22 protein-coding genes are annotated in these 22,601 nt (G+C 33.0%); 5 read left to right on the forward strand and 17 right to left on the reverse strand.

The annotated features are described in order from the left end of the window. Positions 1-20 precede the first annotated feature (20 nt). Together zapD and coaE are read right to left on the reverse strand one after the other, a co-directional pair. Positions 21-758, reverse strand: coding sequence for a cell division protein ZapD (zapD, locus tag H3U96_RS02305; RefSeq protein WP_065651882.1), 738 nt, complete (start codon positions 756-758; stop codon positions 21-23). Further along, the gene (coaE, locus tag H3U96_RS02310) at positions 751-1,365 is read right to left on the reverse strand and encodes a dephospho-CoA kinase (protein ID WP_198195426.1); all 615 of its coding nucleotides are present in this window, start codon (positions 1,363-1,365) and stop codon (positions 751-753) included. Before coaE ends, zapD begins: the two co-directional genes overlap by 8 nt. A 323-nt stretch (positions 1,366-1,688) precedes the next feature. Here coaE and lexA point away from each other — a divergent pair, with 323 nt between their 5' ends. Continuing rightward, positions 1,689-2,315, forward strand: a complete 627-nt coding sequence (lexA, locus tag H3U96_RS02315; RefSeq protein WP_065651880.1) for a transcriptional repressor LexA — start codon at positions 1,689-1,691, stop codon at positions 2,313-2,315. Between the two features lie 50 nt (positions 2,316-2,365). Continuing rightward, positions 2,366-2,740 (forward strand): hypothetical protein, encoded by a 375-nt coding sequence (locus H3U96_RS02320; RefSeq protein ID WP_065579204.1) that lies wholly within the window; start codon positions 2,366-2,368, stop codon positions 2,738-2,740. A 48-nt stretch (positions 2,741-2,788) separates the two neighbouring features. Here H3U96_RS02320 and H3U96_RS02325 read toward each other — a convergent pair whose 3' ends face one another. Genes H3U96_RS02325 through H3U96_RS02335 form a run of 3 tightly spaced genes read right to left on the reverse strand, consistent with a single transcriptional unit; the run spans position 2,789 to position 4,999 of the window. After that, positions 2,789-3,511 (reverse strand): ABC transporter permease, encoded by a 723-nt coding sequence (locus H3U96_RS02325; protein ID WP_065651879.1) that lies wholly within the window; start codon positions 3,509-3,511, stop codon positions 2,789-2,791. A gap of 12 nt (positions 3,512-3,523) precedes the next feature. Next, entirely contained in the window at positions 3,524-4,207 is a 684-nt protein-coding gene (locus H3U96_RS02330) for an ABC transporter permease (RefSeq protein WP_065579206.1), read from the reverse strand. A gap of 3 nt (positions 4,208-4,210) precedes the next feature. Further along, on the reverse strand, positions 4,211-4,999 hold the full coding sequence (locus tag H3U96_RS02335) for a lysine/arginine/ornithine ABC transporter substrate-binding protein (RefSeq protein WP_086361126.1): 789 nt from the start codon (positions 4,997-4,999) through the stop codon (positions 4,211-4,213). A gap of 290 nt (positions 5,000-5,289) precedes the next feature. Between H3U96_RS02335 and yccS the strand changes: the two genes are divergently transcribed. Further along, on the forward strand, positions 5,290-7,434 hold the full coding sequence (yccS, locus tag H3U96_RS02340; RefSeq protein ID WP_086361127.1) for a YccS family putative transporter: 2,145 nt from the start codon (positions 5,290-5,292) through the stop codon (positions 7,432-7,434). A gap of 470 nt (positions 7,435-7,904) precedes the next feature. Here yccS and H3U96_RS02345 read toward each other — a convergent pair whose 3' ends face one another. The 8 genes from H3U96_RS02345 to yejK all read right to left on the reverse strand — a co-directional run bounded on the left by H3U96_RS02345 (position 7,905) and on the right by yejK (position 16,255). Further along, positions 7,905-8,831: a hypothetical protein gene (locus tag H3U96_RS02345; protein ID WP_198195430.1), complete on the reverse strand. Its 927-nt coding sequence runs from the start codon at positions 8,829-8,831 to the stop codon at positions 7,905-7,907. 52 nt (positions 8,832-8,883) lie between these two features. Further along, positions 8,884-9,804, reverse strand: a complete 921-nt coding sequence (locus H3U96_RS02350; RefSeq protein ID WP_086356880.1) for a hypothetical protein — start codon at positions 9,802-9,804, stop codon at positions 8,884-8,886. Positions 9,805-10,134: 330 nt separating this feature from the next. Beyond that, the gene (locus H3U96_RS02355) at positions 10,135-11,076 is read right to left on the reverse strand and encodes a hypothetical protein (RefSeq protein ID WP_198195432.1); all 942 of its coding nucleotides are present in this window, start codon (positions 11,074-11,076) and stop codon (positions 10,135-10,137) included. 53 nt (positions 11,077-11,129) lie between these two features. After that, a complete protein-coding gene (locus tag H3U96_RS02360) occupies positions 11,130-12,047 on the reverse strand; it encodes a hypothetical protein (protein ID WP_065579212.1) in 918 nt (305 codons plus the stop codon). A 331-nt stretch (positions 12,048-12,378) separates the two neighbouring features. Further along, positions 12,379-13,371: a hypothetical protein gene (locus H3U96_RS02365; RefSeq protein ID WP_131798852.1), complete on the reverse strand. Its 993-nt coding sequence runs from the start codon at positions 13,369-13,371 to the stop codon at positions 12,379-12,381. Between the two features lie 53 nt (positions 13,372-13,424). Continuing rightward, positions 13,425-14,387, reverse strand: a complete 963-nt coding sequence (locus H3U96_RS02370; protein ID WP_065579214.1) for a hypothetical protein — start codon at positions 14,385-14,387, stop codon at positions 13,425-13,427. 4 nt (positions 14,388-14,391) lie between these two features. Next, on the reverse strand, positions 14,392-15,234 hold the full coding sequence (gene nfo / locus H3U96_RS02375; RefSeq protein WP_065579215.1) for a deoxyribonuclease IV: 843 nt from the start codon (positions 15,232-15,234) through the stop codon (positions 14,392-14,394). A 13-nt stretch (positions 15,235-15,247) separates the two neighbouring features. Then, the gene (gene yejK, locus H3U96_RS02380) at positions 15,248-16,255 is read right to left on the reverse strand and encodes a nucleoid-associated protein YejK (protein WP_065579216.1); all 1,008 of its coding nucleotides are present in this window, start codon (positions 16,253-16,255) and stop codon (positions 15,248-15,250) included. A gap of 183 nt (positions 16,256-16,438) precedes the next feature. Between yejK and H3U96_RS02385 the strand changes: the two genes are divergently transcribed. After that, the gene (locus tag H3U96_RS02385; protein WP_065579217.1) at positions 16,439-17,818 is read left to right on the forward strand and encodes an MATE family efflux transporter; all 1,380 of its coding nucleotides are present in this window, start codon (positions 16,439-16,441) and stop codon (positions 17,816-17,818) included. A 146-nt stretch (positions 17,819-17,964) separates the two neighbouring features. Here the strand turns inward: H3U96_RS02385 and H3U96_RS02390 are convergent, their stop codons facing one another. The 4 genes from H3U96_RS02390 to H3U96_RS02405 all read right to left on the reverse strand — a co-directional run bounded on the left by H3U96_RS02390 (position 17,965) and on the right by H3U96_RS02405 (position 21,714). After that, positions 17,965-18,651 (reverse strand): tetratricopeptide repeat protein, encoded by a 687-nt coding sequence (locus H3U96_RS02390; protein WP_086361039.1) that lies wholly within the window; start codon positions 18,649-18,651, stop codon positions 17,965-17,967. A gap of 214 nt (positions 18,652-18,865) precedes the next feature. Further along, positions 18,866-19,771: a hypothetical protein gene (locus H3U96_RS02395; RefSeq protein ID WP_065579219.1), complete on the reverse strand. Its 906-nt coding sequence runs from the start codon at positions 19,769-19,771 to the stop codon at positions 18,866-18,868. A gap of 171 nt (positions 19,772-19,942) precedes the next feature. Then, positions 19,943-20,836, reverse strand: coding sequence for a DMT family transporter (locus tag H3U96_RS02400; protein WP_086361040.1), 894 nt, complete (start codon positions 20,834-20,836; stop codon positions 19,943-19,945). Between the two features lie 11 nt (positions 20,837-20,847). After that, on the reverse strand, positions 20,848-21,714 hold the full coding sequence (locus H3U96_RS02405; RefSeq protein ID WP_065613248.1) for a YicC/YloC family endoribonuclease: 867 nt from the start codon (positions 21,712-21,714) through the stop codon (positions 20,848-20,850). Positions 21,715-21,877: 163 nt separating this feature from the next. Here H3U96_RS02405 and rph point away from each other — a divergent pair, with 163 nt between their 5' ends. Next, positions 21,878-22,594, forward strand: coding sequence for a ribonuclease PH (rph, locus tag H3U96_RS02410; RefSeq protein ID WP_065579222.1), 717 nt, complete (start codon positions 21,878-21,880; stop codon positions 22,592-22,594). Positions 22,595-22,601 lie beyond the last annotated feature (7 nt).

Below are 22,601 nucleotides of genomic sequence, written 5' to 3' on the forward strand. Positions count from 1 at the left end.
ACACTCTTAAAGTAATAGGGCTAACAACATGCAAGTTCAAATTCAATTGCATCAATATTACTATTATCGCCAGCATAAAGGGGTAAAAAACGAATACTATAACGAGACATGTGACCGGAAACTTGAGGGTAAACATTTTTCTCGAAAGCAACACGAATTCGAATCAAATTCACATCACCATTAGTCTCTTGAAAAAAATTATTAGTACAAGTAAAAGTTTTAAATTCACCTAGTTGCCTAATAAACTGTAAACATGCTTTTAACGTTTCATCAAGTATTGCAATATGCTGCAGCCATTTATCAACTTGCATATTACGTTTTTCTTGCGGTTGATTTAACCACAAATGGAAGGATGGTAAATCAAAACTACAACATCCACCTGGAATCATCAAACGCTGGCGAATTGCCATGATAAATCGATCATCTTTTAACGGTTGTCCCAAACGTAAACTTGAGTTAAATTTAGTTAAAAACAGTTCATACTTGTTAATCATTTCGCCAAGCAATTCTTTATCAACACCGTCAATATCAATCCAAGAAAGTAATTTTTGTTTTTGAGCTTCAATCTCTTTAATCAAATCCCCTTTGACATCATTTCGTTCAATAATTTCGAGTAATTCAGATAAAGCATGAAAAAACAATAAAGCATTATTTTTCTCGAAATGATGGTGTGTATTTAATTGATTAAGTAAAAATTCAAGCCGTAACCAAGTACGCATTTTTTCATTTAATGGATGTTCAAAAACAATGTTATTCATAGCTATTCTTAACTTTAGAGTTATACAAATATTTTTTATTTAAATCATATATTTGCATTGTTAATGACACCAAATTACCGTCATTAATAATAATATCATCTGCAAATGCCAAACGATCGCTTAATGAAACTTGTGAATCAATCATTCTCTTGGCTAAGGACTCACTTATTTTATCACGATCAATTAAGCGCTCTAGTTGTAACGCCTCTGGAGTATCAATTATTAACACCCGATCAGCTAGTTGGTGTAGATTATTTTCAATTAATAATGGTACCACCCAAATAATATAAGGAGCTGTTTGTTTTGCAATCTGTTGTTGAGTTTCTTGTGCAATAATCGGGTGCAATAAATTGTTTAACCATAACCGTTCATGTTCATTATTAAAAATAATTTCTCTTAATTGACTTCGATCTAACTCACCATTTTCTAACAAGATCTCTTGACTAAAATGTTTTACAATTTGCGTCAATGCAGATGATCCCACAGCAACAACTTGCCGAGCAATTACATCAGCGTCAATAATTGGTACACCTAATTGTGCAAATAGATCAGCAATGGTACTTTTACCACTGGCAATGCCACCACTAAGTGCAACAATATAAGACATACATTAGTTCCAATAAATAACCATTTCGAAAATAATTATATCATACAACTATTAAACAGAATACATGCCAATAAATTACTAAACTAGCCATTAAATTTACGCTAAGCATTACTTTATTAGCAAAATAGATTGTTTGTAGCATAAAATTGTTTTTTTAAATAGTTTTATGAAAATTTTCAATACTATTATGTGATTTAGATCGAAAATCTAACTTTAGTTACCATTTTTATCCACTATTCATAAAAAAAATAGATAAAACAGTTGTTTTGTTTTTTTAGCTGTATATAATCACATGTATCTGTATATAAAAACAGGAATTCGCCATGAGACCATTAACCGAACGCCAACAACAAATTTATGATTTAATTAAAGAAAATATTCAAACCACCGGGATGCCACCAACGCGAGCAGAAATTGCCCAAAAATTAGGCTTTCGTTCAGCTAACGCAGCAGAAGAACATCTTAAAGCCTTAGCTAAAAAAGGTGCTATTGAAATGATTGCCGGTTCATCACGAGGAATTCGTTTATTATTAGAACAACCTGATGACACTAATGAACTTGAAGGTTTACCACTCATTGGTAAGGTCGCAGCTGGATCACCAATTCTAGCGCAAGAACATATCGAAAGTCATTATCAAGTATCGCCAAGTTTATTTAAACCTCAAGCCGATTTTTTATTAAGAGTTGAAGGGATGTCAATGAAAGATATTGGTATTTTAGATGGTGATTTGCTTGCTGTTCATAAAACTCAAAATGTTAAAAATGGTCAAGTTGTTGTTGCGCGAATCGATGACGAAGTAACTGTTAAGAGATTATCGCAAAAAGGTCGTCACGTAAAATTATTAGCTGAAAATGCTGAATTTGCCCCAATTGATGTCGACTTAGAACAACAAAGTTTTGCTATTGAAGGAATTGCTGTTGGTATTATTCGTAATGGTTCATGGATGTAAATTCAAAGATAGTATAAAATACTAAGTACTGTTGCTTAGGAGTTAACCATATGTGGCTATTTTGGTTGTACGAATCATTGGGATTTGTTGGCGTAATACTATTAATTTTTGCTTATTGCCATTTCAGTAAAAAAGGTTTTTGGTCTTTCTTATGGCGTAATTTGAAATGGGTAGCATGGGCGGTTGTGGGCGTTTGGTTGTTAATTGCTATACTTTGCCGAGGCGATTTATATAATGCAGCCCGTTGTTATTTCCGTGGCGAAAGTATGCATGCAAATACCAAATACTCAATCTTTTGGAGTGAATGTCAAATCGAAACAACAAATGGCAGTTATTTACCTATTGATCGTACTCGCGCATTACCAGGTTCAAAAGATCATGACAGCAATGATAATGGAATTCCTGCTGATAATTTAATTAATTAATTTTATTCATATAACTTCAGGCAATATTGAATATTGCCTGTTACTATTTTAACAAGTCTTTGAACCACCAACATGTATATAAAACAAGTAATGTTTTTCAAGTTGTCTAAAACCAAAAATTAAAACAAAACTCACACATAAATAGATCACCGCCGCAATACCAAAAGCATGAAAAGGTTGATAAGTTTCAGCATAGATATCACGCGCAATTTTCATCACATCTTGAACCGTCACCGTAAAAGCTAAAGCTGTCGAATGCAACATAAAAATGACTTCATTACTATAAGCAGGTAATGCAATTCGAAAGGCTCTAGGTAAAATAATGTATCGATATAATTGGCAACGATTAAAACCAAGTGCCGTAGCTGCTTCAATTTCACCATTAGGAACGTTGCGAATAGCACCCGCAAAAACCTCTGTAGTATAAGCACAAGTATTTAAAGCAAAAGCTAAAATAGTACAATTTAACCCACTTTGAAAAAAATCATTTAAAGATTGATGTTGATTAACAAAACTTAATGTGTATATACCCGTGTAGATAATTAATAACTGTACATACAATGGTGTACCACGAAAAACATAAGTAAATAGCCAAATAGGCCATTTTATAAAAAAATGTTTTGAATTACGGCCAACCGCTAACACTAATGCAAATAATCCACCTAAAGATACGGATAAAATCAAGATCCACAAGGTCATTGCTAATCCAGTAATATGATAGCCATCTGACCATAATAGTGCTTTCCAATAATCTTGAAGGATTTCTAACATAACATTGCTCGTTTATAATTTAGCTTTAGTGATACCGGTGGAATAATGCTTTTCAAGCCACCATAGAATAATATTTGAAATAGAGGTGAAAAATAGATAAAAAGCGCCAGCTATGAGTGCAAAAAATAGCGGTTGATATGTTGCTTCACCAGCTGTTTTAGTGGCTTTTACAAGGTCAAACAATCCCAATAACGATACTAATGCTGTGGCTTTTAAAATCACTAACCAATTATTAGCAATGCCAGGTAAAGCAAAACGCATCATCAATGGGAACCTGACATATATAAAGGTGTGGCATTTATTCATACCTAATGCAGTTGCAGCTTCAATTAATGTTTTGGGAACAGCTTGAAATGCACCGCGAAACGTCTCAGTAAAATAGGCACCATAAATAAAACCTAACGTAATAATGCCTGCCACAAATGGATCAATTTCCAGCATATCTACATCAAAAAAATCGGTAATGTTATTTAATAAAAATTGAAGACCAAAAAAGATCAACATCATTAAAACCAAATCAGGCACACCGCGAATCAATGATGTATAAGCCTGACAAGCTAGTCGTAATACTGACCTTTTTGATAATTTACCGAGTGCACAAATAATGCCAATAATAATGGCAAGAATTAGCGAAAAAATCGCTAATTCAATAGTGATCAAGGCACCTTGTAATATTAGAGAACGATAACCTTGCATGAACTATTTTTTATTACTATAAACGTTAAAGTCAAAATATTTGTCATTTATTTTTTGATAGGTACCGTCATTTAAAATTTCAACTAGTGCTTTATTGAAAGCTTCACGCAGTTCATCATCTTTTTTACGGAATCCTAAACCGACACCAACATCAAAATAGCCTTTATCGTTTAGAACTTCCCCGGCAAAAGCAAAATCTTTACCTTGCGGTTGTTTTAAAAACGCATAACTTCCCGTCACTTCATCTTGTAATGCCGCATCTAAACGACCAGCAACTAAATCTGAAAACACCTGCAATTGATTTTGATATGTTACAATAATGACCCCATTGGGACGCCATTTATCATTAACAAAATGTTCCTGCGAAGTACCTTGTTCTACCCCTACTCTTTTACCTTTTAAAGATTCAACTGTCGGTAATAAATCAGCACCTTGTTTAGTAATTAATCGCGAATTAGTAAGAAAAATTTCATCTGAAAAAGCAATCTGTTTTTTACGTTTCTCAGTCATCATTAATGACGATGAAATCATATCAATTTTACGCGACAATAAAGATGGAATTAAGGCATCAAAATCAGTCGATTGAAATTCACATTTAATATTAGCTTTTTCGCAAAGTGCTTTGGTAATTTCAATATTAAAACCAGTAATTTCACCATTTTTATCTATAAAATCAAATGGAGCATAAGATGTATCCGAACCAATTTTGATTGATTCTGGTAATTTAGCATCACTTAGACAAGCACAACTTAACAATGCTAACGCCGATACCACTTTAAATAAGTTCTTCATGATTTCATCCTGTAATGATTTTTAAAGGCATAATATAACGTTTTCTTAAATTTATTTATAATAAAAAAAAATTATTAGCCTATCTGATTTGCTTATGCCGTGATTATAATTACAGCCAGTTAAATTAACAGATAATATAAAATTACTTCTAGTTTAAATAAGATAGATAGCTAAAACAGTAAACCACTAATTTAAATTAGCATCATCATTATACTTATTTGCTTTCGCTAATGATAACAATATAGTATTCTTAATATTATTAAGAATACTCAACTCAAACACTAAACAACGTGCATTCATTTATCCTATCCTTACGCAAAGTTTTTTATAGCAGTAATTTACTGTTTAGTATTCGTATGCTGGTTAGTTTGACTGGATCTACTCTAGTACCATGGTACTTTGATTCTGTACCATTAGTGATCCCTCTCACATTGGGCGTAGTCGCAGCAGGTTTGACTGAGATAGATACTCGCTTATTAAGTCGTTGTATTAATATATTATTAACACTAATTTGTTTTGCAATTGCGACATTTTCGGTCGAATTTCTGTTCGATGCGCCACTATTGTTTATTATTGGCTTAGTTAGCTCAACGTTTCTATTTATTATGCTAGGTTCGTTAGGTCAACGGTATGGTGTTATTGCCTTTGGCTCATTACTAATTGCAGCTTATACCATGCTCGGGCATAATTTATTTGCTGATAATTACACTCTATCTTGCTTTTTATTGTTAGGAGCACTTTGGTATAACCTTGTTTCACTAATTGAATCAATTGTGCAACCTATTCGCACTACACAACAAACTTTAGCCAATTGTTTTGTGAAATTAAGTTTTTATCTTGATGCAAAAGCAGCAATGTTCGATCCTGATGAAACCGATGGTTTTAAGCGACAAACTTTTGAGTTAACGACCTGTAATACTCAGGTTATTAATGTATTTAATGATGCGAAACGATCATTATTTAATCGACTTAAAGGTTTTCGTGGACAAGCCTATATCAGAAAAATGCTCAGTTACTATTTTGTCGCTCAAGATATTCATGAGCGAGCAAGTTCATCACATGGCGATTATAAAGCGTTAAGTCACCATTTCAAACATAGCGATCTTTTATTTCGCTTTGCAAGAATTTTAAATTTACAAGCTAAAGCTTGTGCTAAATTAGCACTATCAATTAAGTTAAATCAAACTTACCAACATGATCCATTGTTCGCTCGCTACTTTACCTATCTTGAAGAAGCAATAGGTGAATATCAACAACAAACTAACGCTAATTTATTACTCATTAAATCGTTACAAAATTTATATCAAAATTTGCTCGCTATTGATTTATTATTAGCCCATATCGATACTGAGCAACATTTATCGAAAAGCCAAGAAGATAACCAGTTAATTGATGAAGAGCTTACCCGTTTTCATGATATTTTTGCCAAAATTAAGCAAAACTTAACCATCAAATCGCCACTATTTCGCCATGCTATTCGTATGAGTATTGTGTTATTTGTTGGGTATATGGTGATATATTTTTCTAACCTTTCACATGGTTATTGGATTATTTTAACCAGCTTATTTGTTTGCCAACCAAACTATTCAACTACAAAATATCGCTTAAAATTGCGCGTTTTTGGTACTATTTTAGGGATAATTGCCGGTATTCCTTTAACTTACTTGTTTCCAAGTATCGAAGCGCAACTAGTATTGATAATTATAACTGGTTGGTTATTTTTCCTATTCAAAAACTCACAATATGCTTATGCCACTGCCTTTATTACCTTATTAGTATTTTTCAGTTTTAGCTTAATCGGTGAAAGCAGTATCTCTGTTGCTATTTCACGCATTATAGCTACCTTAATTGGCTGTTTTATTGCTTGGTTTGCGGTAAGTTTTATCTGGCCAGATTGGAAGTTTAGGAATTTACCTAAATTACTAGATCGAGTCTGTCACGAAGATAGCCACTATTTAGCAGTAATAGGTAGTCAGTATGTCTCAGGTAAAACTAATGATCCCAAATACCGTGTCGCACGACGCGCAGCTCATGATAGTAATGCAGATTTATCCTCCTTAATCAGCTTAATGACTAAAGAGCCACACGTTAAACAAGATGTGATTGACCAAGGTTTTAGATTATTGACCCTTAATCACACCTTAATTAGTTATCTATCCACTTTGGGAGCACATCGCGATAAAAGTATTTCACCGCATACTATGGAAATTTTTGATGATGTATCGGTTTATATCATTACTATGCTAAGTGACCAAAAAATCGATTCTAAATATCAACCATTGAAAAAAGTGGTTGCTGATTATATTGAATCACTATCAATTAATGATGACCAAAGCAATAATGATCTGCTGGTTATGCAGCAATTAGCCTTAATCTTAGATATTTTGCCAGAAATAATTTCTCTTATTTGTGAATTGAATAATAAGACTGCCTAATAGGATTGTTTTAAACAGTTATTATCTTTTGCAATGAAATAAACAACCTTATATTAATGCAATTTCTTCAATATAACTATTAAATCCGACAACTTGTAAAAAATATTGAGGAGTCTATACCATCATTAAATTATTTTTAAATGATTTTAAATAGTTACCTTTATAAGTCTCAACGTTATTGAGACTTATTATTAAATTTTACCCATGTTGCTGGCGGTAACTTTTACTCTAAACCAAATTCATTACGCGTTTTTACTTGTTGATAACGCCTCACAATCTATTGTTTAAAATCTCAAGTATGGGCTCATCTTTTTCGCCGTTTTATTTTGTTCGTTTTTTCCATTTTTAAGAATAATTTATCTTATTTCTTAAAAAAGTTGTTCTTAATTAATATCATTTACAACTATAAAAACGAGAATCGCAGCGTAGCTTTATGTCACATTTAGAAAAAGATGAATCAATAAAGTCTATCACTGGGCAACCCAGTTGTTTTTATTTATGCAGTGTAGCTTTATGTCAAATTTAGAAAAAGGTGAATCAATGAAGTCTATCACTGGGCAACCCATTATTGAGAAACACCCAAACACGACTAATGGTTTATTTTTAAATAATTTTCCCGTCCATTGTTTTTTGTATTCATGATCTTTATCTTTGCCATTTAAAGGTAGAAGGCTGTATTGCTGAGTTAAAACTTCATCAAGTAAGATTTTATTCTTATCATTCTTAACCACTAAACCCGCACATTTAGGGTAATAATCTGGGTACCAAGGAGATTTCCCTAATGTCCATAAATTGTAATGTAATCCATGAGCTTGTGCTAAATAATTATCCTCTTTATCCCTAATTTTTTGCCAGTTTAATAAAGTTAGTTGCTCTTGAGCAAAAGGACTTTCCTTTCCAATATAAACAAACGTTGTATCATTAGGATCGTAATCTTGAGGTAGTTGATTCAATGCTAATGCAAATCCAAATAGATAATATTTTTCATCAGTAGGTAAACAATCGCCTCCTATTGCAAATACCTCCAATTTACTAATGGGAAAACTATATAATTTATTATATTCATAATTATATACGAATAAGTTATCCGTTTCGGATATGCCACTGGCAGTCAAAAAACTTTGTCGATATTTTTGAGGTAATTGATGTTTATCATTTTTACAATCATCCTCTATATTAGGAAATATAGGTTTAATAGATTGTTTTTTATTGCCATCTTTGTCATAAATAACAATATGACTACCTCGGAGTAACTCAACAAAATAGAATTTTGGCTCGTTATTATCAATAAGATTAAGTTCAAATATCTCTAATTGCTCTCGTGTATTGCTAGTTGCATAAAAGCTACAACTTAATAAGAGCAACATACATATCGGTATTATTTTCTTTATTTGCATTTTATTCACTTCCTTATGTATTAATTCACCAAATCTGGCCCTGTAGAGCATATCATTTACACATATAAAGACGATGAGCGCAGCGTGGCTTTATGTCAAATTTAGAAAAAGGTGAATCAATAAAGTCTATCACTGGGCAATCCATTCTTGAGAAAAACCCAAACACGACTAATGGTTTATTTTTAAATAATTTTCCCGTCCATTGCTTTTTGTATTCATGGTCTTTATCTTTGCCATTTAAAGGTAGACCACCGTATAACGAACTGAAAACATAGTTATCATCACGTAAGATTTTATTCTTCTCATTCATAATCATTAGTCTCCCACATTTAGGATAATCATCGCGGTGAGAAGGATATTGCCTTAAATAGTAATGTAATCCATAAGCTTGAGCTAAATAATTATACTCTTTGTCGCTAATTGTTTGCCAGTTTAATAAAGTTAGTTGCTGTTGAGCAAAAGGATTTTCCTTGCCAATATAAACAAACGTTGTATCATTAGGATCGTAATCTTGGGGTAGTTGATTCAACGCTAATGCAAATCCAAATTGATAATTTGTTTCATCAGTAGGAAAACAATCATCCTTTATTGCAAATACCTCTAATTTACTAATGGGAAAACTATACAATTTATTATATTCATAATTATATACGAATAAGTTATCCGTTTCGGATATGCCACTTGCAGTCAAAAAACTTTGTCGATATTTTTGAGGTAATTGATATTTTTCCTTTTTATAACCATTTTCTATATCAGGAAATATTGGTTGAATAGATTGTTTTTTATTACCATCTTCGTCATAAATAACAATATGACTGCCCCAGAGTACCGATACAAAATAGAATTTTGGCTCGCTATTATCAACAAGATTAAGTTCAAATATCTCTAATTGCTCACGTGTATTGCCAATTGCATAAAAGCTACAACTCAGTAAGAACAATATACATATCGATATTATTTTCTTTATTTGCATTTTATTCACTTCCCTATGTATTAATTCATCAATATCTGACCATTACGGCGAATCAAAACCAAATATCACTAAAGTTTGAATAATTTAATGTAGACAATGTAAATGAACGTGTAGTGGTGCTTTAAGTTATCCATCGCTATAATGTTGGTGGCGTTAACTTATACTCTAAACCAAATTCATTACGCGTTTTTACATGTTGATTACGCCTTACCATCTGTTGATTAAAATCTTCAGTATGGGCTCGTCTTTATCGTCGTTTTATTTTCTTCGTTTTTGCCATTTTTAAGAATAATTTATCTTATTCCTTAAAAAAGTAGTTCTTAATTAATATTATTTACAACTATAATATACAAAACGAGAATCGCAGCGTAGTCTTATGTCATAACTAGGAAAAGATGAATCAATAAAGTCTATCACTGGGCACTCTCTCGCCCCTACAAAGAAAAAGCCAAAAACGACTAATGGTTTATTTTTAAATAATTTTCCCGTCCATTGCTTTTTGTATTCATGATCGTTATCTTTGCCATTTAAAGGTAGACCGCCATAAAACGAACTGTAAATATGGGTATCATCACGTAAGATTTTATTCTTCTCGTTCTTAATCACTAATCTCCCACATTTAGGATAATCATCGCGTTGAGAAGGATGTTGCTTTAAATAGTAATGTAATCCATGAGCTTGTGCTAAATAATTATCCTCTTCATTCTCTTTATCGCTAATTTTTTGCCAGTTTAATAAAGTTAGTTGCTGTTGAGCAAAAGGACTTTCCTTGCCAATATAAACAAACGTTGTATCATTAGGATCGTAATCTTGAGGTATTTGATTCAACGCTAATGCAAATCCAAATTGATAATTTGTTTCATCAGAAGGAAAACAATCATCCTTTATTGCAAATACCTCTAATTTACTAATGGGAAAACTATACAATTTATTATATTCATAATTATATACGAATAAGTTATCCGTTTCGGATATGCCACTTGCAGTCAAAAAACTTTGTCGATATTTTTGAGGTAATTGATATTTATTTTTTTTATAATCATCCTCTATATCAGGAAATATTGGTTGAATAGATTGTTTTTTATTGCCATCTTTGTCATAAATAACGATATGACTACCTTGGAGTAACTTAACAAAATAGAATTTTGGCTCGCTATTATCAACAAGATTAAGTTCAAATATCTCTAATTGCTCTCGTGTATTGCCAATTGCATAAAAGCTACAACTTAATAAGAACAACATACATATCGGTATTATTTTCTTTATTTGCATTTTATTCACTTCCTTATGTATTAATTCATCAATATCTGGCCCTGTAGAGCATATCATTTACGCATATAAAGACGATCGCAGTGTAGATTTATGCCATGACGAGAAAAAGATGAATCAATAAAGTCTATTACTGGGCAACCCATTTCTGAGACAAAGCCAAACACGACTAATGGTTTATTTTTAAATAATTTTCCCGTCCATTGGTTTTTGTATTCATGGTCTTTATCTTTGCCATTTAAAGGTAGACCACCGTATAACGAACTGAAAACATAGTTATCATCACGTAAGATTTTATTCTTCTCATTCATAATCATTAGTCTCCCACATTTAGGATAATCATCGCGGTGAGAAGGATATTGCCTTAAATAGTAATGTAATCCATAAGCTTGAGCTAAATAATTATACTCTTTGTCGCTAATTTTTTGCCAGTTTATTAAAGTTAGTTGCTGTTGAGCAAAAGGATTTTCCTTTCCAATATAAACAAACGTTGTATCATTAGGATCGTAATCTTGGGGTAGTTGATTCAACGCTAATGCAAATCCAAATTGATAATTTGTTTCATCAGTAGGTAAACAGTCGCTCTTTATTGCAAATACCTCTAATTTACTAATGGGAAAACTATACAATTTATTATATTCATAATTATATACGAATAAGTTATCCGTTTCGGATATGCCACTTGCAGTCAAAAAACTTTGTCGATATTTTAGAGGTAATTGATGTTTATCATTTTTACAATCATCCTCTATATTAGGAAATATAGGTTTAATAGATTGTTTTTTATTGCCATCTTTGTCATAAATAACAATATGACTACCTCGGAGTACCGATACAAAATAGAATTTTGGCCCGTTATTATCAATAAGATTGAGTTCAAATATCTCTAATTGCTCTCGTGTATTGCCAATTGCATAAAAGCTACAACTCAATAAGAACAATATATATATCGGTATTATTTTCTTTATTGGCATTTTATTCACTTCCTTATGTATTAATTCATCAATATCTGGCTATTAAGGCGAATCAAAACCAAATATCACTAAAGTTTGAATCATTTAATGTAGACAATGTAAATGAACGTTTAATGGTGCATTAAGTTATCCATCGCTATAATATTGGTGGCGTTAACTTATACTCTAAACCAAATTCATTACGCGTTTTTACTTGTTGATAACGCCTTACCATCTGTTGTTCAAAATCTTCAGTATAGGCTCGTCTTTATCGTCGTTTTATCTTCTTCGTTTTTGCCATTTTTAAGAATAATTTATCTTATTCCCTTAAAAAAGTTGTTCTTAATCAATATTATTCACAACTATAAAAACGAAGATCGCAACGTAATCTTATGTCATAACTAGGAAAAGATGAATCAATAAAGTCTATCACCGGGCAGTTGAATTCTGAGACAAAGCCAAACACAACTAATGGTTTATTTTTAAATAATCTTCCCGTCCATTGATTTTTGTATTCATGATCTTTATCTTTAAATAATCTTCTCGTCCATTGCTTTTTGTATTTATGTTCTTTATCTGTGCCATTTAAAGGTAGAGTGATGTATATCGTCGATGAAAGATAGTCACTATTAAATAAGATGTTATTCTTGCCATCCTTAACCACTAATATCCCAATTTCAGGGTAATTATCTCGTTCAAGGTAATGATCTGGGTCCCACACTTTCCCTAATGTCGCTAAATAGTAATGTAATCCATGAGATTGAGCTAAATAATCATACTCTTTATCGTTAATTTTTTGCCAGTTTAATAAAGTTAGTTGCTGTTGAGCAAAAGGATTTTCCTTTCCAATATAAACAAACGTTGTATCATTAGGATCGTAATCTTGAGGTAGTTGATTCAACGCTAATGCAAATCCAAATTGATAATTTGTTTCATCAGTAGGATCACAACCGCTCTTTATTGCAAATACCTCTAATTTACTAATGGGAAAACTATACAATTTATTATATTCATAATTATATACGAATAAGTTATCCGTTTCGGATATGCCACTTGCAGTCAAAAAACTTTGTCGATATTTTTGAGGTAATTGATATTTATTTTTTTTATAATCATCCTCTATATCAGGAAATATTGGTTGGATAGATTGTTTTTTATTGCCATCTTTATCATAAATAACAATATGGCTACCTTGGAGTAACTTAACAAAATAGAATTTTGGCTCGCTATCATCAACAAGATTAAGTTCAAATATCTCTAATTGCTCTCGTGTATAACCAATTGCATAAAAGCTACAACTTAATAAGAACAATATACATATCGATATTATTTTCTTTATTTGCATTTTATTCACTTCCCTATGTATTAATTCATCAATATCTGGCCCTGTAGAGCATATCATTTACACATATAAAAACGAAGATCGCAACGTAATCTTATATCATAACTAGGAAAGGATGAATCAATAAAGTTTATCACTGGGCAACCCATTTTTGAGACAAAGCCAAACACAACTAATGGTTTATTTTTAAATAATCTTCCCGTCCATTGATTTTTGTATTCATGATCTTTATCTTTGCCATTTAAAGGTAGAGTGCTGTATATCGTCGTTGAAAAATAGTCATGATTAAATAAGATGCTATTCTTGCTATCCTTAACCACTAATATCCCAATTTTAGGGTAATAATCTCGTTCAAGGTGGTCCCACACTTTCCCTAATGTCGCTAAATAGTAATGTAATCCATGAGTTTGTGCTAAATAATAATACTCTTTATCCTCTTTATCGCTAATTTTTTGCCAGTTTAATAAAGTTAGTTGCTCTTGAGCAAAAGGATTTTCCTTTCCAATATAAACAAATGTTGTATCACTAGGATCGTAAGTATCATTATGATCGTAATCTTGAGGTAGTTGATTCAACTCTAATGCAAATCCAAATTGATAATTTGTTTCATCAGTAGGAAAACAATCATCCTTTATTGCAAATACCTCCAATTTACTAATGGGAAAACTATACAATTTATTATATTCATAATTATATACGAATAAGTTATCCGTTTCGGATATGCCACTGGCAGTCAAAAAACTTTGTCGATATTTTTGAGGTAATTGATATTTATCCTTTTTATAACCATCCTCATTATCAGGAAATATTGGTTGAATAGATTGTTTTTTATTGCCATCTTTGTCATAAATAACAATATGACTACCTTGGAGTAACTTAACAAAATAGAATTTTGGCTCGCTACCATCAACAAGATTAAGTTTAAATATCTCTAATTGCTCTCGTGTATAGCCAATTGCATAAAAGCTACAACTTAATAAGAACAATATACATATCGGTATTATTTTCTTTATTTGCATTTTATTATTTTTCCTGTTCTTTTAACCAAGCAATCTCCTGTGCCCAAATATCTGGGTTAATCGTTTCAAGAATAAGAGGTATTTCATCAATCCGTGAGTCTTGCATAATAAATTTAAATGCGGTTTCACCAATGGTACCTTTACCTAAGCTGTCATGACGGTCAACATGACTGGCGAGTTCACTTTTGGCATCGTTTAAATGCATACCACATAAATAATTAAAACCGACAATTTTTTCAAATTCATCAAAGGTCTCTTTGCAGGCTTTTTCGCTGCGTAAGTCATAACCGGCAGCAAAAGCGTGACAAGTATCAATACAGACACCTACACGGCTTTTGTCTTCTACTTTATCGATAATTTGCGCAAGATGTTCAAATTTATAACCTAAGTTAGAACCTTGTCCAGCAGTGTTTTCGATAACCGCAACGGCATCTTTAGTTTTATCTAAGGTAATATTGATTGACTCAGAAATGCGGGATAAACATTCATCAACCGAAATTTTTTGTAAATGACTACCTGGATGAAAGTTTAGCAAGGTTAAGCCTAACTGTTCACAACGTTGCATTTCGTCCAGAAACGCGGTACGTGATTTTTCAAGTTGTTCACTATCAGGGCTACCTAAGTTAATAAGATAACTATCATGAGGTAGAATTTGTTTACTGGTGAATCCATAGCGTTCACAACGTTTTTTGAAACTATCAATCACTGCAGTTTCAAGCGGTTTGGCATGCCATTGTCGTTGATTTTTAGTAAATAGAGCGAAGGCTGTTGCGCCAATTTGATGAGCATTTATTGGCGCATTATCCACACCACCAGCTGCACTCACATGTGCACCAATGTATTTCATATTTTTCCCCTAATTATTCGTTTGAGCCACTATTGCGTTGAAGTTGATCACGTAAATTAGGTGGAACGCCCTTAATAACGAGTGAATCAGTTTGTGGGTCCCATTTAATACGTTCACCTAATAGATCGGAGTTAAAACTTAGGGTTAATCCACCACCACTACCGGAGAATTTTTTCAATTGACGTAAGGCACTACGATCAGCAGGGAATGTATCTTCTAAATCATATTCGCTATTTTTTACAAATTCCATAAAGTTATTTTCGTCACTTGTTGGTAATTCATTAGCCAGATTTTTCAGCTCTATCTCTTCCCCTGCTTGTAATTGAGCTTGACAATAGTTATAGACATTTTCACGAGCATTGGTTTTATCTTGTTTATCAAATTGCATCTCTTGACAGTAATCATCTACCGCTTTAACAAGAGTTTTATTTTGCGCTTTTGCATCTAATCCTTCACTAGCACCTAAGTAATCCATGAAAAAATCAGATACTTTTCGCCCTACTCGACCTTTTAAGAAAGTTAAATAACGTTTTGATTCTGGTGCTGTTTGCCATTCAGTAATATCAATACGGGCAATAATATCCGCATGATCGATATCAAGATACTGAGTTTCAGAGATATTAAGCTCCTCATTAACTAACATGCTTAAGCAACTATTTAATACAGCAATAATTAGATATTCAACGGCAAGGTATCGATAGTGGCAAAAAATAACAGTACCACCTTCTGCAAATGGATATTTGGCTAATTCATTACGCAACTGTTTGGTTGATTCTTGACTAAAATTAAGAAAATTTTGATTACCTAAACGTAACTCTTTAAGTGATTGTTCAAAAAGACTTTCACTATTAAATAAACCATATGCTTTGCTTTTATTGTTGTAAATTCTATTAATATCTTCAATCAAGTTAGCAACAGCTTGTTCATTACCGAGTAGTGAGTCACGAAGTTGTAATTCGATATCCGTATCGCTTTTTCTTATTAATTTATGTAAAACAACGTTTTCTATTTGTACGCTCATGGAGATTCCTAATTAGCTTGACGATTTAATAGCATCTATTTTAACAAAGCACTAAAAAAGTGCTATCATCAATTTATAACTCTGCTAAACTAAACAACATTCTTATTGTCAATTTTATACTTTTACGTATCCTTGTTCTAAAACTTCTATATAACTTTTAACCTTTTATCAATGTGAATCAAAATGACAAACTCACACGATATTTATGATGATTTTAAACATAAAAAAATCAGCTTATTGTTTTGGCAATATGCGCTTCCATCTATTATCGGCACAACAGTGAATACGTTGTATAACATTATTGATGGAATTTTTATTGGCCATTGGATTGGTCGTGAAGCACTGAGTGGCGCAGGTATTATTTTACCGGTAATGAATCTTGCTGCGGGCATTGGCATGCTAGTAGGTATTGGTTCTGCCAGCCGAATATCTATCTTTTTAGGCCGAGGTGAAATCGATAAAGCAGAAAAAGTAGCAGGAACTTCTTTCATGTTAACTGCCGTACTTAGTGGCATCACTTTAGCCTTACTACTCTATTTTATCGATCCTGTTTTACACTTTATTGGTTCAAGCCCAACCAACCATATTTATGCTCGTGAGTTTTTAGAGGTGTTTTTACCGGGCAGTATATTTATCACATTAACATTTAATTACAACAATATGATGCGCGCCAGTGGCTATCCGTTTAAAGCCATGGTGACTATGTTTATTAGCGTAATTGCCAACATTATTTTAGCGCCAATTTTTATTATAGGTTTAGGTTGGGGAATGAGAGGAGCAGCTTTTGCCACCACACTCTCAATGTTTATTAGCTTTCTGTTTGTGATGCAACACTTTATCAGCAAAAACAGTAATATCAAATTATACCGTCGCAACTTTAGGCTCGATTTTACTTATATTAAGTCGATTTTGTCGATTGGCATGTCACCATTTGCTATGCAAGTTGCCGCCTCAGTGGTAGTTGTTTTTATAAACTGGCAGTTAACCCGTTATGCCCCCATTTCACATGTTTCAAGTGATGATGCGATTGCTGGTTATTCTAACGCTAACCGATTAATTACACTGATTATCATGATTGTGATTGGTGTAAATCAAGGTATGCAACCTATTATTGGTTATAATTACGGCTCTAAAAATTATGTCCGGGTGAAGGAAACGTTTATCTATGCAGTTAAAATTGCCACAGTAATTACTAGTGTTGGTTTTATATTTGGTTGCTTTATGCCTGACGTGCTGGTTAAAGCGTTTAGTTCTGATGTCGATTTAGTGGCAATATCCGCGATTGCACTACGTTATACTACGTTTTCATTTGCGTTTGTCGGCTTTCAAATGGTAACAACTAGTTTTTTCCAATGTATCGGAATGGCAAAGATTTCTATTTTGTTAAGCCTTTCAAGACAACTTTTAATTTTATTACCAACGCTTTATATTCTTCCATTATTCTTCGATTTAGATGGCGTTTGGGCTGCATCACCAACGGCAGACCTTTTATCAACCGGTATCGCTTATGCCGCGTTATATTGGTATTTCAAATCGATAAAAAGAAGACATCGTTTAGCTTAAGCTCGTTTATATTAAGCAGTTAGTTAATGAAGATTGATTTTATAACTCTAAAAAATGAAAAAGGCGGACTAAGCCCGCCTTTTAAATTTCAATTTAGCTGTCGTTTAATTAATTCTCACTAAAACTAAATTTTAATTAATCAAAAATTATTGACAAATTGGATGCTCCACACCGCCTTCACAAGCTTTTTCAAATAAATCCATCGCTTTATCGTGATCTTTTTTTAGGTCAGCCACGCCATTTTCATACATGATAGCTAAATTAAACTGGGCTTCAGGTATACCTTGTTCAGCTGCTTTTTCATACCAGTATCGAGCTTTAATTACATCTTTTTTAATACCTTGACCAAAAAAATACATATCTCCTAAAAAAGATTGAGCATAAGACAAACCTTGTTCTGCCGATTTTTCAAGTAGTTCTTTTGCTTTTAATGGATCTTTTTCAACACCTCGTCCTTCTTTATACATGCCACCTAAATTTAATTGCGCATACTTATCATTTTTTGCAACACCTTTTTCATACCACTCTTTCGCTTTAGCATAGTCTTGTTCAACGCCATCACCTTTATCATACATAGTACCTACATTGGATTCGGCTGTTCCACTGCCTTGTGCAATAGCTTTATCAAACCATTCTCTCGCTTTAACGGTATCTTTTTCAACACCTTCTACCCCATTGAGGTATCTATAGCCTAACTCATTTAGTGCAACTGGATCATTTTGCTCGGTGGCAATTTTTAGTACTTCATCATATGGTACATTATCATATTTAGCTGCATTAACCGAACATGCAAAAAATAAAATTAATAAACCACTTGTAAGCATTTTTTTCATATTAATTATTCCTTCTCATCCATTAAAATTTTGCTACCAACGCTTTATATTCCATCATTATTTTTCGATTTAGATTTTGTTTGGGCATCATCACCGACTGTTAACCGTTTATCAGCCAGTATCACTTATGCTACGTTATATTGGTATCATAGATCAATTAAAAGTCGACATTATCCGAAACATTAAAAAGGGGCACCTTGCCCCCGTAAAATCATTATAATTGATCACAAGCTTGTTTTAATAATTCATTAGTTTCATTATCGATATAGACATTTTCAACTAAAATTCCTTTTTTAACATCTCTTAGATCAAACTCTTTTTTATTTTTCCTCATTAATTTCTTTTTCTCTATGCTAAAAATACTATTCTGCTTGCATTGGGGGCATTGACAATATTGGTATTCTAAAACATCGATAGTTTTTGTTGACTTGTCGACTTCGCTTGCAAGTAATTTTTCATTAACATAGAGTGTTGATTGCAATAAGACATCAGCATAATTATTAGTGACATGGCTAGTAATATTAGATTCTAAATTTTCATTACTATACGAGAAAAATCGGAATTTTCTATACCAAACTCGACAATCTTCACAAAAATATTCGTTAAATTTAAATGCAGCAAGTAATGGATAGAAAAAGGCAAGAAATTCGATTAAATATAAGATTTTCAACATGGAACCAGAAATATAACCTGTACTTGCACCTTTACTGATGATTATTTTGTGGATTGGAAGAATACCATTAAACATGAGGTCACATACCGTGAACGGTTTGAAAAACAGCTTAATATAACTCTTTGGACCCAGCGACATAAAGTTAATTTCAAATGTGCATACGCTTGAATAATAGGCAAATAGACAGATAAAAAAAGCCATACACAAGTGAACAATGGTATTTCTTACTTTTGCTAACTTTGCAAGGTTATTTGTTATATAAGCTAATGTAAACCCCATCCCACCAACTAAAGCAATATTAATTACTACAATTGGTGAAATATAAGAGATAAATGAATAGATGATACCCAAAATTATTGCGGCCAAAATACCTGCTAATGTATAGCCAATAGTTAATAGTGGATCATATTTTTTTGAAGACTGATAATAACTAACAGTAAAACTCATTGTTTTATTCCCTTAACAATAAATGACAAATAAAAAAATTAATTTATAGCTAACCTAAAATGTTAATTGTTAATTTTTATAGTTTTCCACAAAATAGGAACTATATGATTAATTTGACAGAAGTCATTTTAAAGGTACTTGCGAAAAAGTAAAGATGAATAATGTATTGAATTAGATAAATTTTTTATTTAGGCTTGACGAGATAACCATTACTAGACAAATAAAAATCAACAATATCCCCCCCAAACCGATTAATGATAAATCCTCACCAACAATTAATATCGCCAGAATTGTGGCTACCGCGGGTTCCAATAGGCTAATGGTAGTTGCTAAACTGGCAGATATTTTTGATAATCCATACCCATAACATAGATAACCCAAAAACATCGGAATTAATGCCATATAACAGCCAACTGCAATATTATTCCATGCTGCAAAAAACGTAGTTCCCGTTATTAGCATTACCGGAATCAGTAATAAACCGCCACAACCAAAAGTAGCCCCCATGGCCGCTTTGCTATCAATACCTTTTAACATTAATTGTCGTGCTGACCATGAGTAAAGTGCATAAGTAAAACCAGCAATAAGTCCTAATAAAATTCCCAAACCAACATAATTATATTCAATTGTGGTCGAGGCATTTTCAGAAAATGCTAACATAGTCATGCCGATAATACCCAATAAAGCGCCAATAACCCATTGTTTAGTTACTTGAAAATCAGGACTAGTATATTCAATCATAGCTGATAAGATTGGCGCAGATCCTATTGAAACAACCGTACCGATAGTAACGCCTGATAAGCGCATAGATGAATAAAATGCCAAAGGATAGATAGCCACGGCTAAGGCACCTACAATTAAAAAACGGCTATGAGCTGTTAATAATGAATGGTTTTGCTTAATATTATGAATAGCTAATCCGCATTGCAATATCCCACCAATACCCATTGCGAATGAACCAATAAATAGAGGAGATAAAGTAGGGGCAAAAGTGGCTGCTGTGCCAGTTGTGCCCCATAATAGCGATGACAAAATAACAGCAAAAATACCGCGATATTGATTCATCAACAAGTAAATTATTCGATATTTTGTACTTGCTCACGGATTTGTTCAATCAACACTTTTAGTTCGATAGCGCTAGCGGTTACATCAGCATTAATTGATTTTGAAGCAATGGTATTTGATTCACGATTAAATTCTTGCATCATAAAATCGAGTCGACGACCTACGGCCTCATTTTTCTTTAAGATCGAATATGTTTCGTTAACATGCGTCATTAACCGATCTAGTTCTTCAGCGACATCAATTTTTTGGGCAACCATAACAATTTCTTGCTCTAGACGTGAGCTATCCAGATCAATATTAGCTTCTTCAAGCTTACTTTTTAATCGTTCTTTTTGCCATTCTAATATCTGCGGCATCCAAGTACGAATTTTATCAACTTCTTCGGTTATTGCTTGTAAGCGCTGAGTAATTAATTCACAAAGCGCTTTACCTTCACGCTCCCGAACGGCGATAAATTCATCAATTGCGGTTTCAAGTAAAGCCAAAATTTCTTGCGAAATGGTATCTAAATTTTGTTCTTTGCTTGACATAACACCTGGCCAACGTAAAACATCAAGCGGATTTATTTGTCCCGTTTGATACTCACGTTTTATCCAGTCACCAGCTGTTAATATTTGTTTAGCCAGTTCAATGTTTAATGACAGTTCTTGATGTTGTGCCGCTGGATCTAATTCGAAACGTAAATTACATTCGACTTTTCCGCGCGTTAATCGTGCCCGAAGTCGTTCACGAATAATCGGTTCAAGAGAGCGAAACTGTTCGGGTAAACGAATATAGGTTTCTAGGTAGCGTTGATTGACCGAACGTAACTCCCAAGAAGCACTACCCCATGATTGGTTCAACTCTTTTCGTGCATATGCGGTCATACTAGAAATCATAATAGGTCCTAAATTTATGAAAAACTTGCTGGGCATTGTATCACAAATTCTGTATAATGTGCTCTTAGCTTAGGCTAAACATCAACGCTTTCTTGTTGATGTCCTCCTAAATGATTTAATAAGTTCAAAGATAAATTTTAAAATAAAACTGCTGGAGAATTGCATGCGCCCGTCTGGTCGATCCGCGGAACAAGTCCGCCCAATCAAAATAACCCGTCATTACACTAAGCATGCAGAAGGTTCTGTATTAGTCGAGTTTGGTGAAACAAAAGTACTTTGTAATGCAACAATTGAAGAATCTGTACCACGCTTTTTAAAAGGTCAAAATCAAGGATGGGTAACTGCTGAATATGGTATGTTGCCGCGAGCTACCAATTCAAGAACCCAACGTGAAGCGGCAAAAGGAAAACAAACTGGCCGTACGATGGAAATCCAACGCCTTATTGCCCGTTCATTACGCGCAATGATTGACCTAAAATTATTAGGGGAATATACCATTACATTAGATTGTGATGTTATCCAAGCTGATGGAGGCACTAGAACAGCATCAATAACTGGTGCTAGTGTGGCATTAGTTGATGCAATAAACATGATGTTAGCAAGTGGTAAAATCAAGCAAAACCCAATTAAATCTTTAGTGGCTGCCGTATCGGTAGGCATTGTTAATGGTGAAGCGGTATGCGACTTAGAATATATTGAAGATTCTAATGCCGAAACCGATATGAATGTGGTAATGACTGATGATGGTCGCATCATTGAAGTTCAAGGTACTGCCGAAGGTGAACCATTTAGTCATGAAGAATTATTAACTTTATTAGAACTGGCAAAAAATGGCATTACAACCATTATAGAAGCACAAAAACAAGCTTTAAAAGATTAATTGGAGA

Origin of the sequence: Gilliamella sp. M0364, from assembly GCF_016100565.1 — a bacterium.
GTDB classification, from domain to species: Bacteria; Pseudomonadota; Gammaproteobacteria; order Enterobacterales; family Orbaceae; genus Gilliamella; species Gilliamella apis.

Coding starts and splice junctions, on each gene's coding strand:
- H3U96_RS02335 (WP_086361126.1), bottom strand. CDS start 4,999: ATGAAGAACTTATTTAAAGTGGTATCGGCGTTAGCATTGTTAAGTTGT.
- H3U96_RS02345 (WP_198195430.1), bottom strand. CDS start 8,831: ATGCAAATAAAGAAAATAATACCGATATGTATGTTGCTCTTATTAAGT.
- lexA (WP_065651880.1), top strand. CDS start 1,689: ATGAGACCATTAACCGAACGCCAACAACAAATTTATGATTTAATTAAA.
- zapD (WP_065651882.1), bottom strand. CDS start 758: ATGAATAACATTGTTTTTGAACATCCATTAAATGAAAAAATGCGTACT.
- H3U96_RS02400 (WP_086361040.1), bottom strand. CDS start 20,836: ATGAATCAATATCGCGGTATTTTTGCTGTTATTTTGTCATCGCTATTA.
- yejK (WP_065579216.1), bottom strand. CDS start 16,255: ATGAGCGTACAAATAGAAAACGTTGTTTTACATAAATTAATAAGAAAA.
- H3U96_RS02370 (WP_065579214.1), bottom strand. CDS start 14,387: ATGCAAATAAAGAAAATAATACCGATATGTATATTGTTCTTATTAAGT.
- H3U96_RS02395 (WP_065579219.1), bottom strand. CDS start 19,771: ATGAGTTTTACTGTTAGTTATTATCAGTCTTCAAAAAAATATGATCCA.
- H3U96_RS02385 (WP_065579217.1), top strand. CDS start 16,439: ATGACAAACTCACACGATATTTATGATGATTTTAAACATAAAAAAATC.
- H3U96_RS02320 (WP_065579204.1), top strand. CDS start 2,366: ATGTGGCTATTTTGGTTGTACGAATCATTGGGATTTGTTGGCGTAATA.
- H3U96_RS02365 (WP_131798852.1), bottom strand. CDS start 13,371: ATGCAAATAAAGAAAATAATATCGATATGTATATTGTTCTTATTAAGT.
- H3U96_RS02360 (WP_065579212.1), bottom strand. CDS start 12,047: ATGCCAATAAAGAAAATAATACCGATATATATATTGTTCTTATTGAGT.
- coaE (WP_198195426.1), bottom strand. CDS start 1,365: ATGTCTTATATTGTTGCACTTAGTGGTGGCATTGCCAGTGGTAAAAGT.
- H3U96_RS02350 (WP_086356880.1), bottom strand. CDS start 9,804: ATGCAAATAAAGAAAATAATATCGATATGTATATTGTTCTTACTGAGT.
- H3U96_RS02355 (WP_198195432.1), bottom strand. CDS start 11,076: ATGCAAATAAAGAAAATAATACCGATATGTATGTTGTTCTTATTAAGT.
- rph (WP_065579222.1), top strand. CDS start 21,878: ATGCGCCCGTCTGGTCGATCCGCGGAACAAGTCCGCCCAATCAAAATA.
- H3U96_RS02325 (WP_065651879.1), bottom strand. CDS start 3,511: ATGTTAGAAATCCTTCAAGATTATTGGAAAGCACTATTATGGTCAGAT.
- H3U96_RS02405 (WP_065613248.1), bottom strand. CDS start 21,714: ATGATTTCTAGTATGACCGCATATGCACGAAAAGAGTTGAACCAATCA.
- H3U96_RS02390 (WP_086361039.1), bottom strand. CDS start 18,651: ATGAAAAAAATGCTTACAAGTGGTTTATTAATTTTATTTTTTGCATGT.
- H3U96_RS02330 (WP_065579206.1), bottom strand. CDS start 4,207: ATGCAAGGTTATCGTTCTCTAATATTACAAGGTGCCTTGATCACTATT.
- nfo (WP_065579215.1), bottom strand. CDS start 15,234: ATGAAATACATTGGTGCACATGTGAGTGCAGCTGGTGGTGTGGATAAT.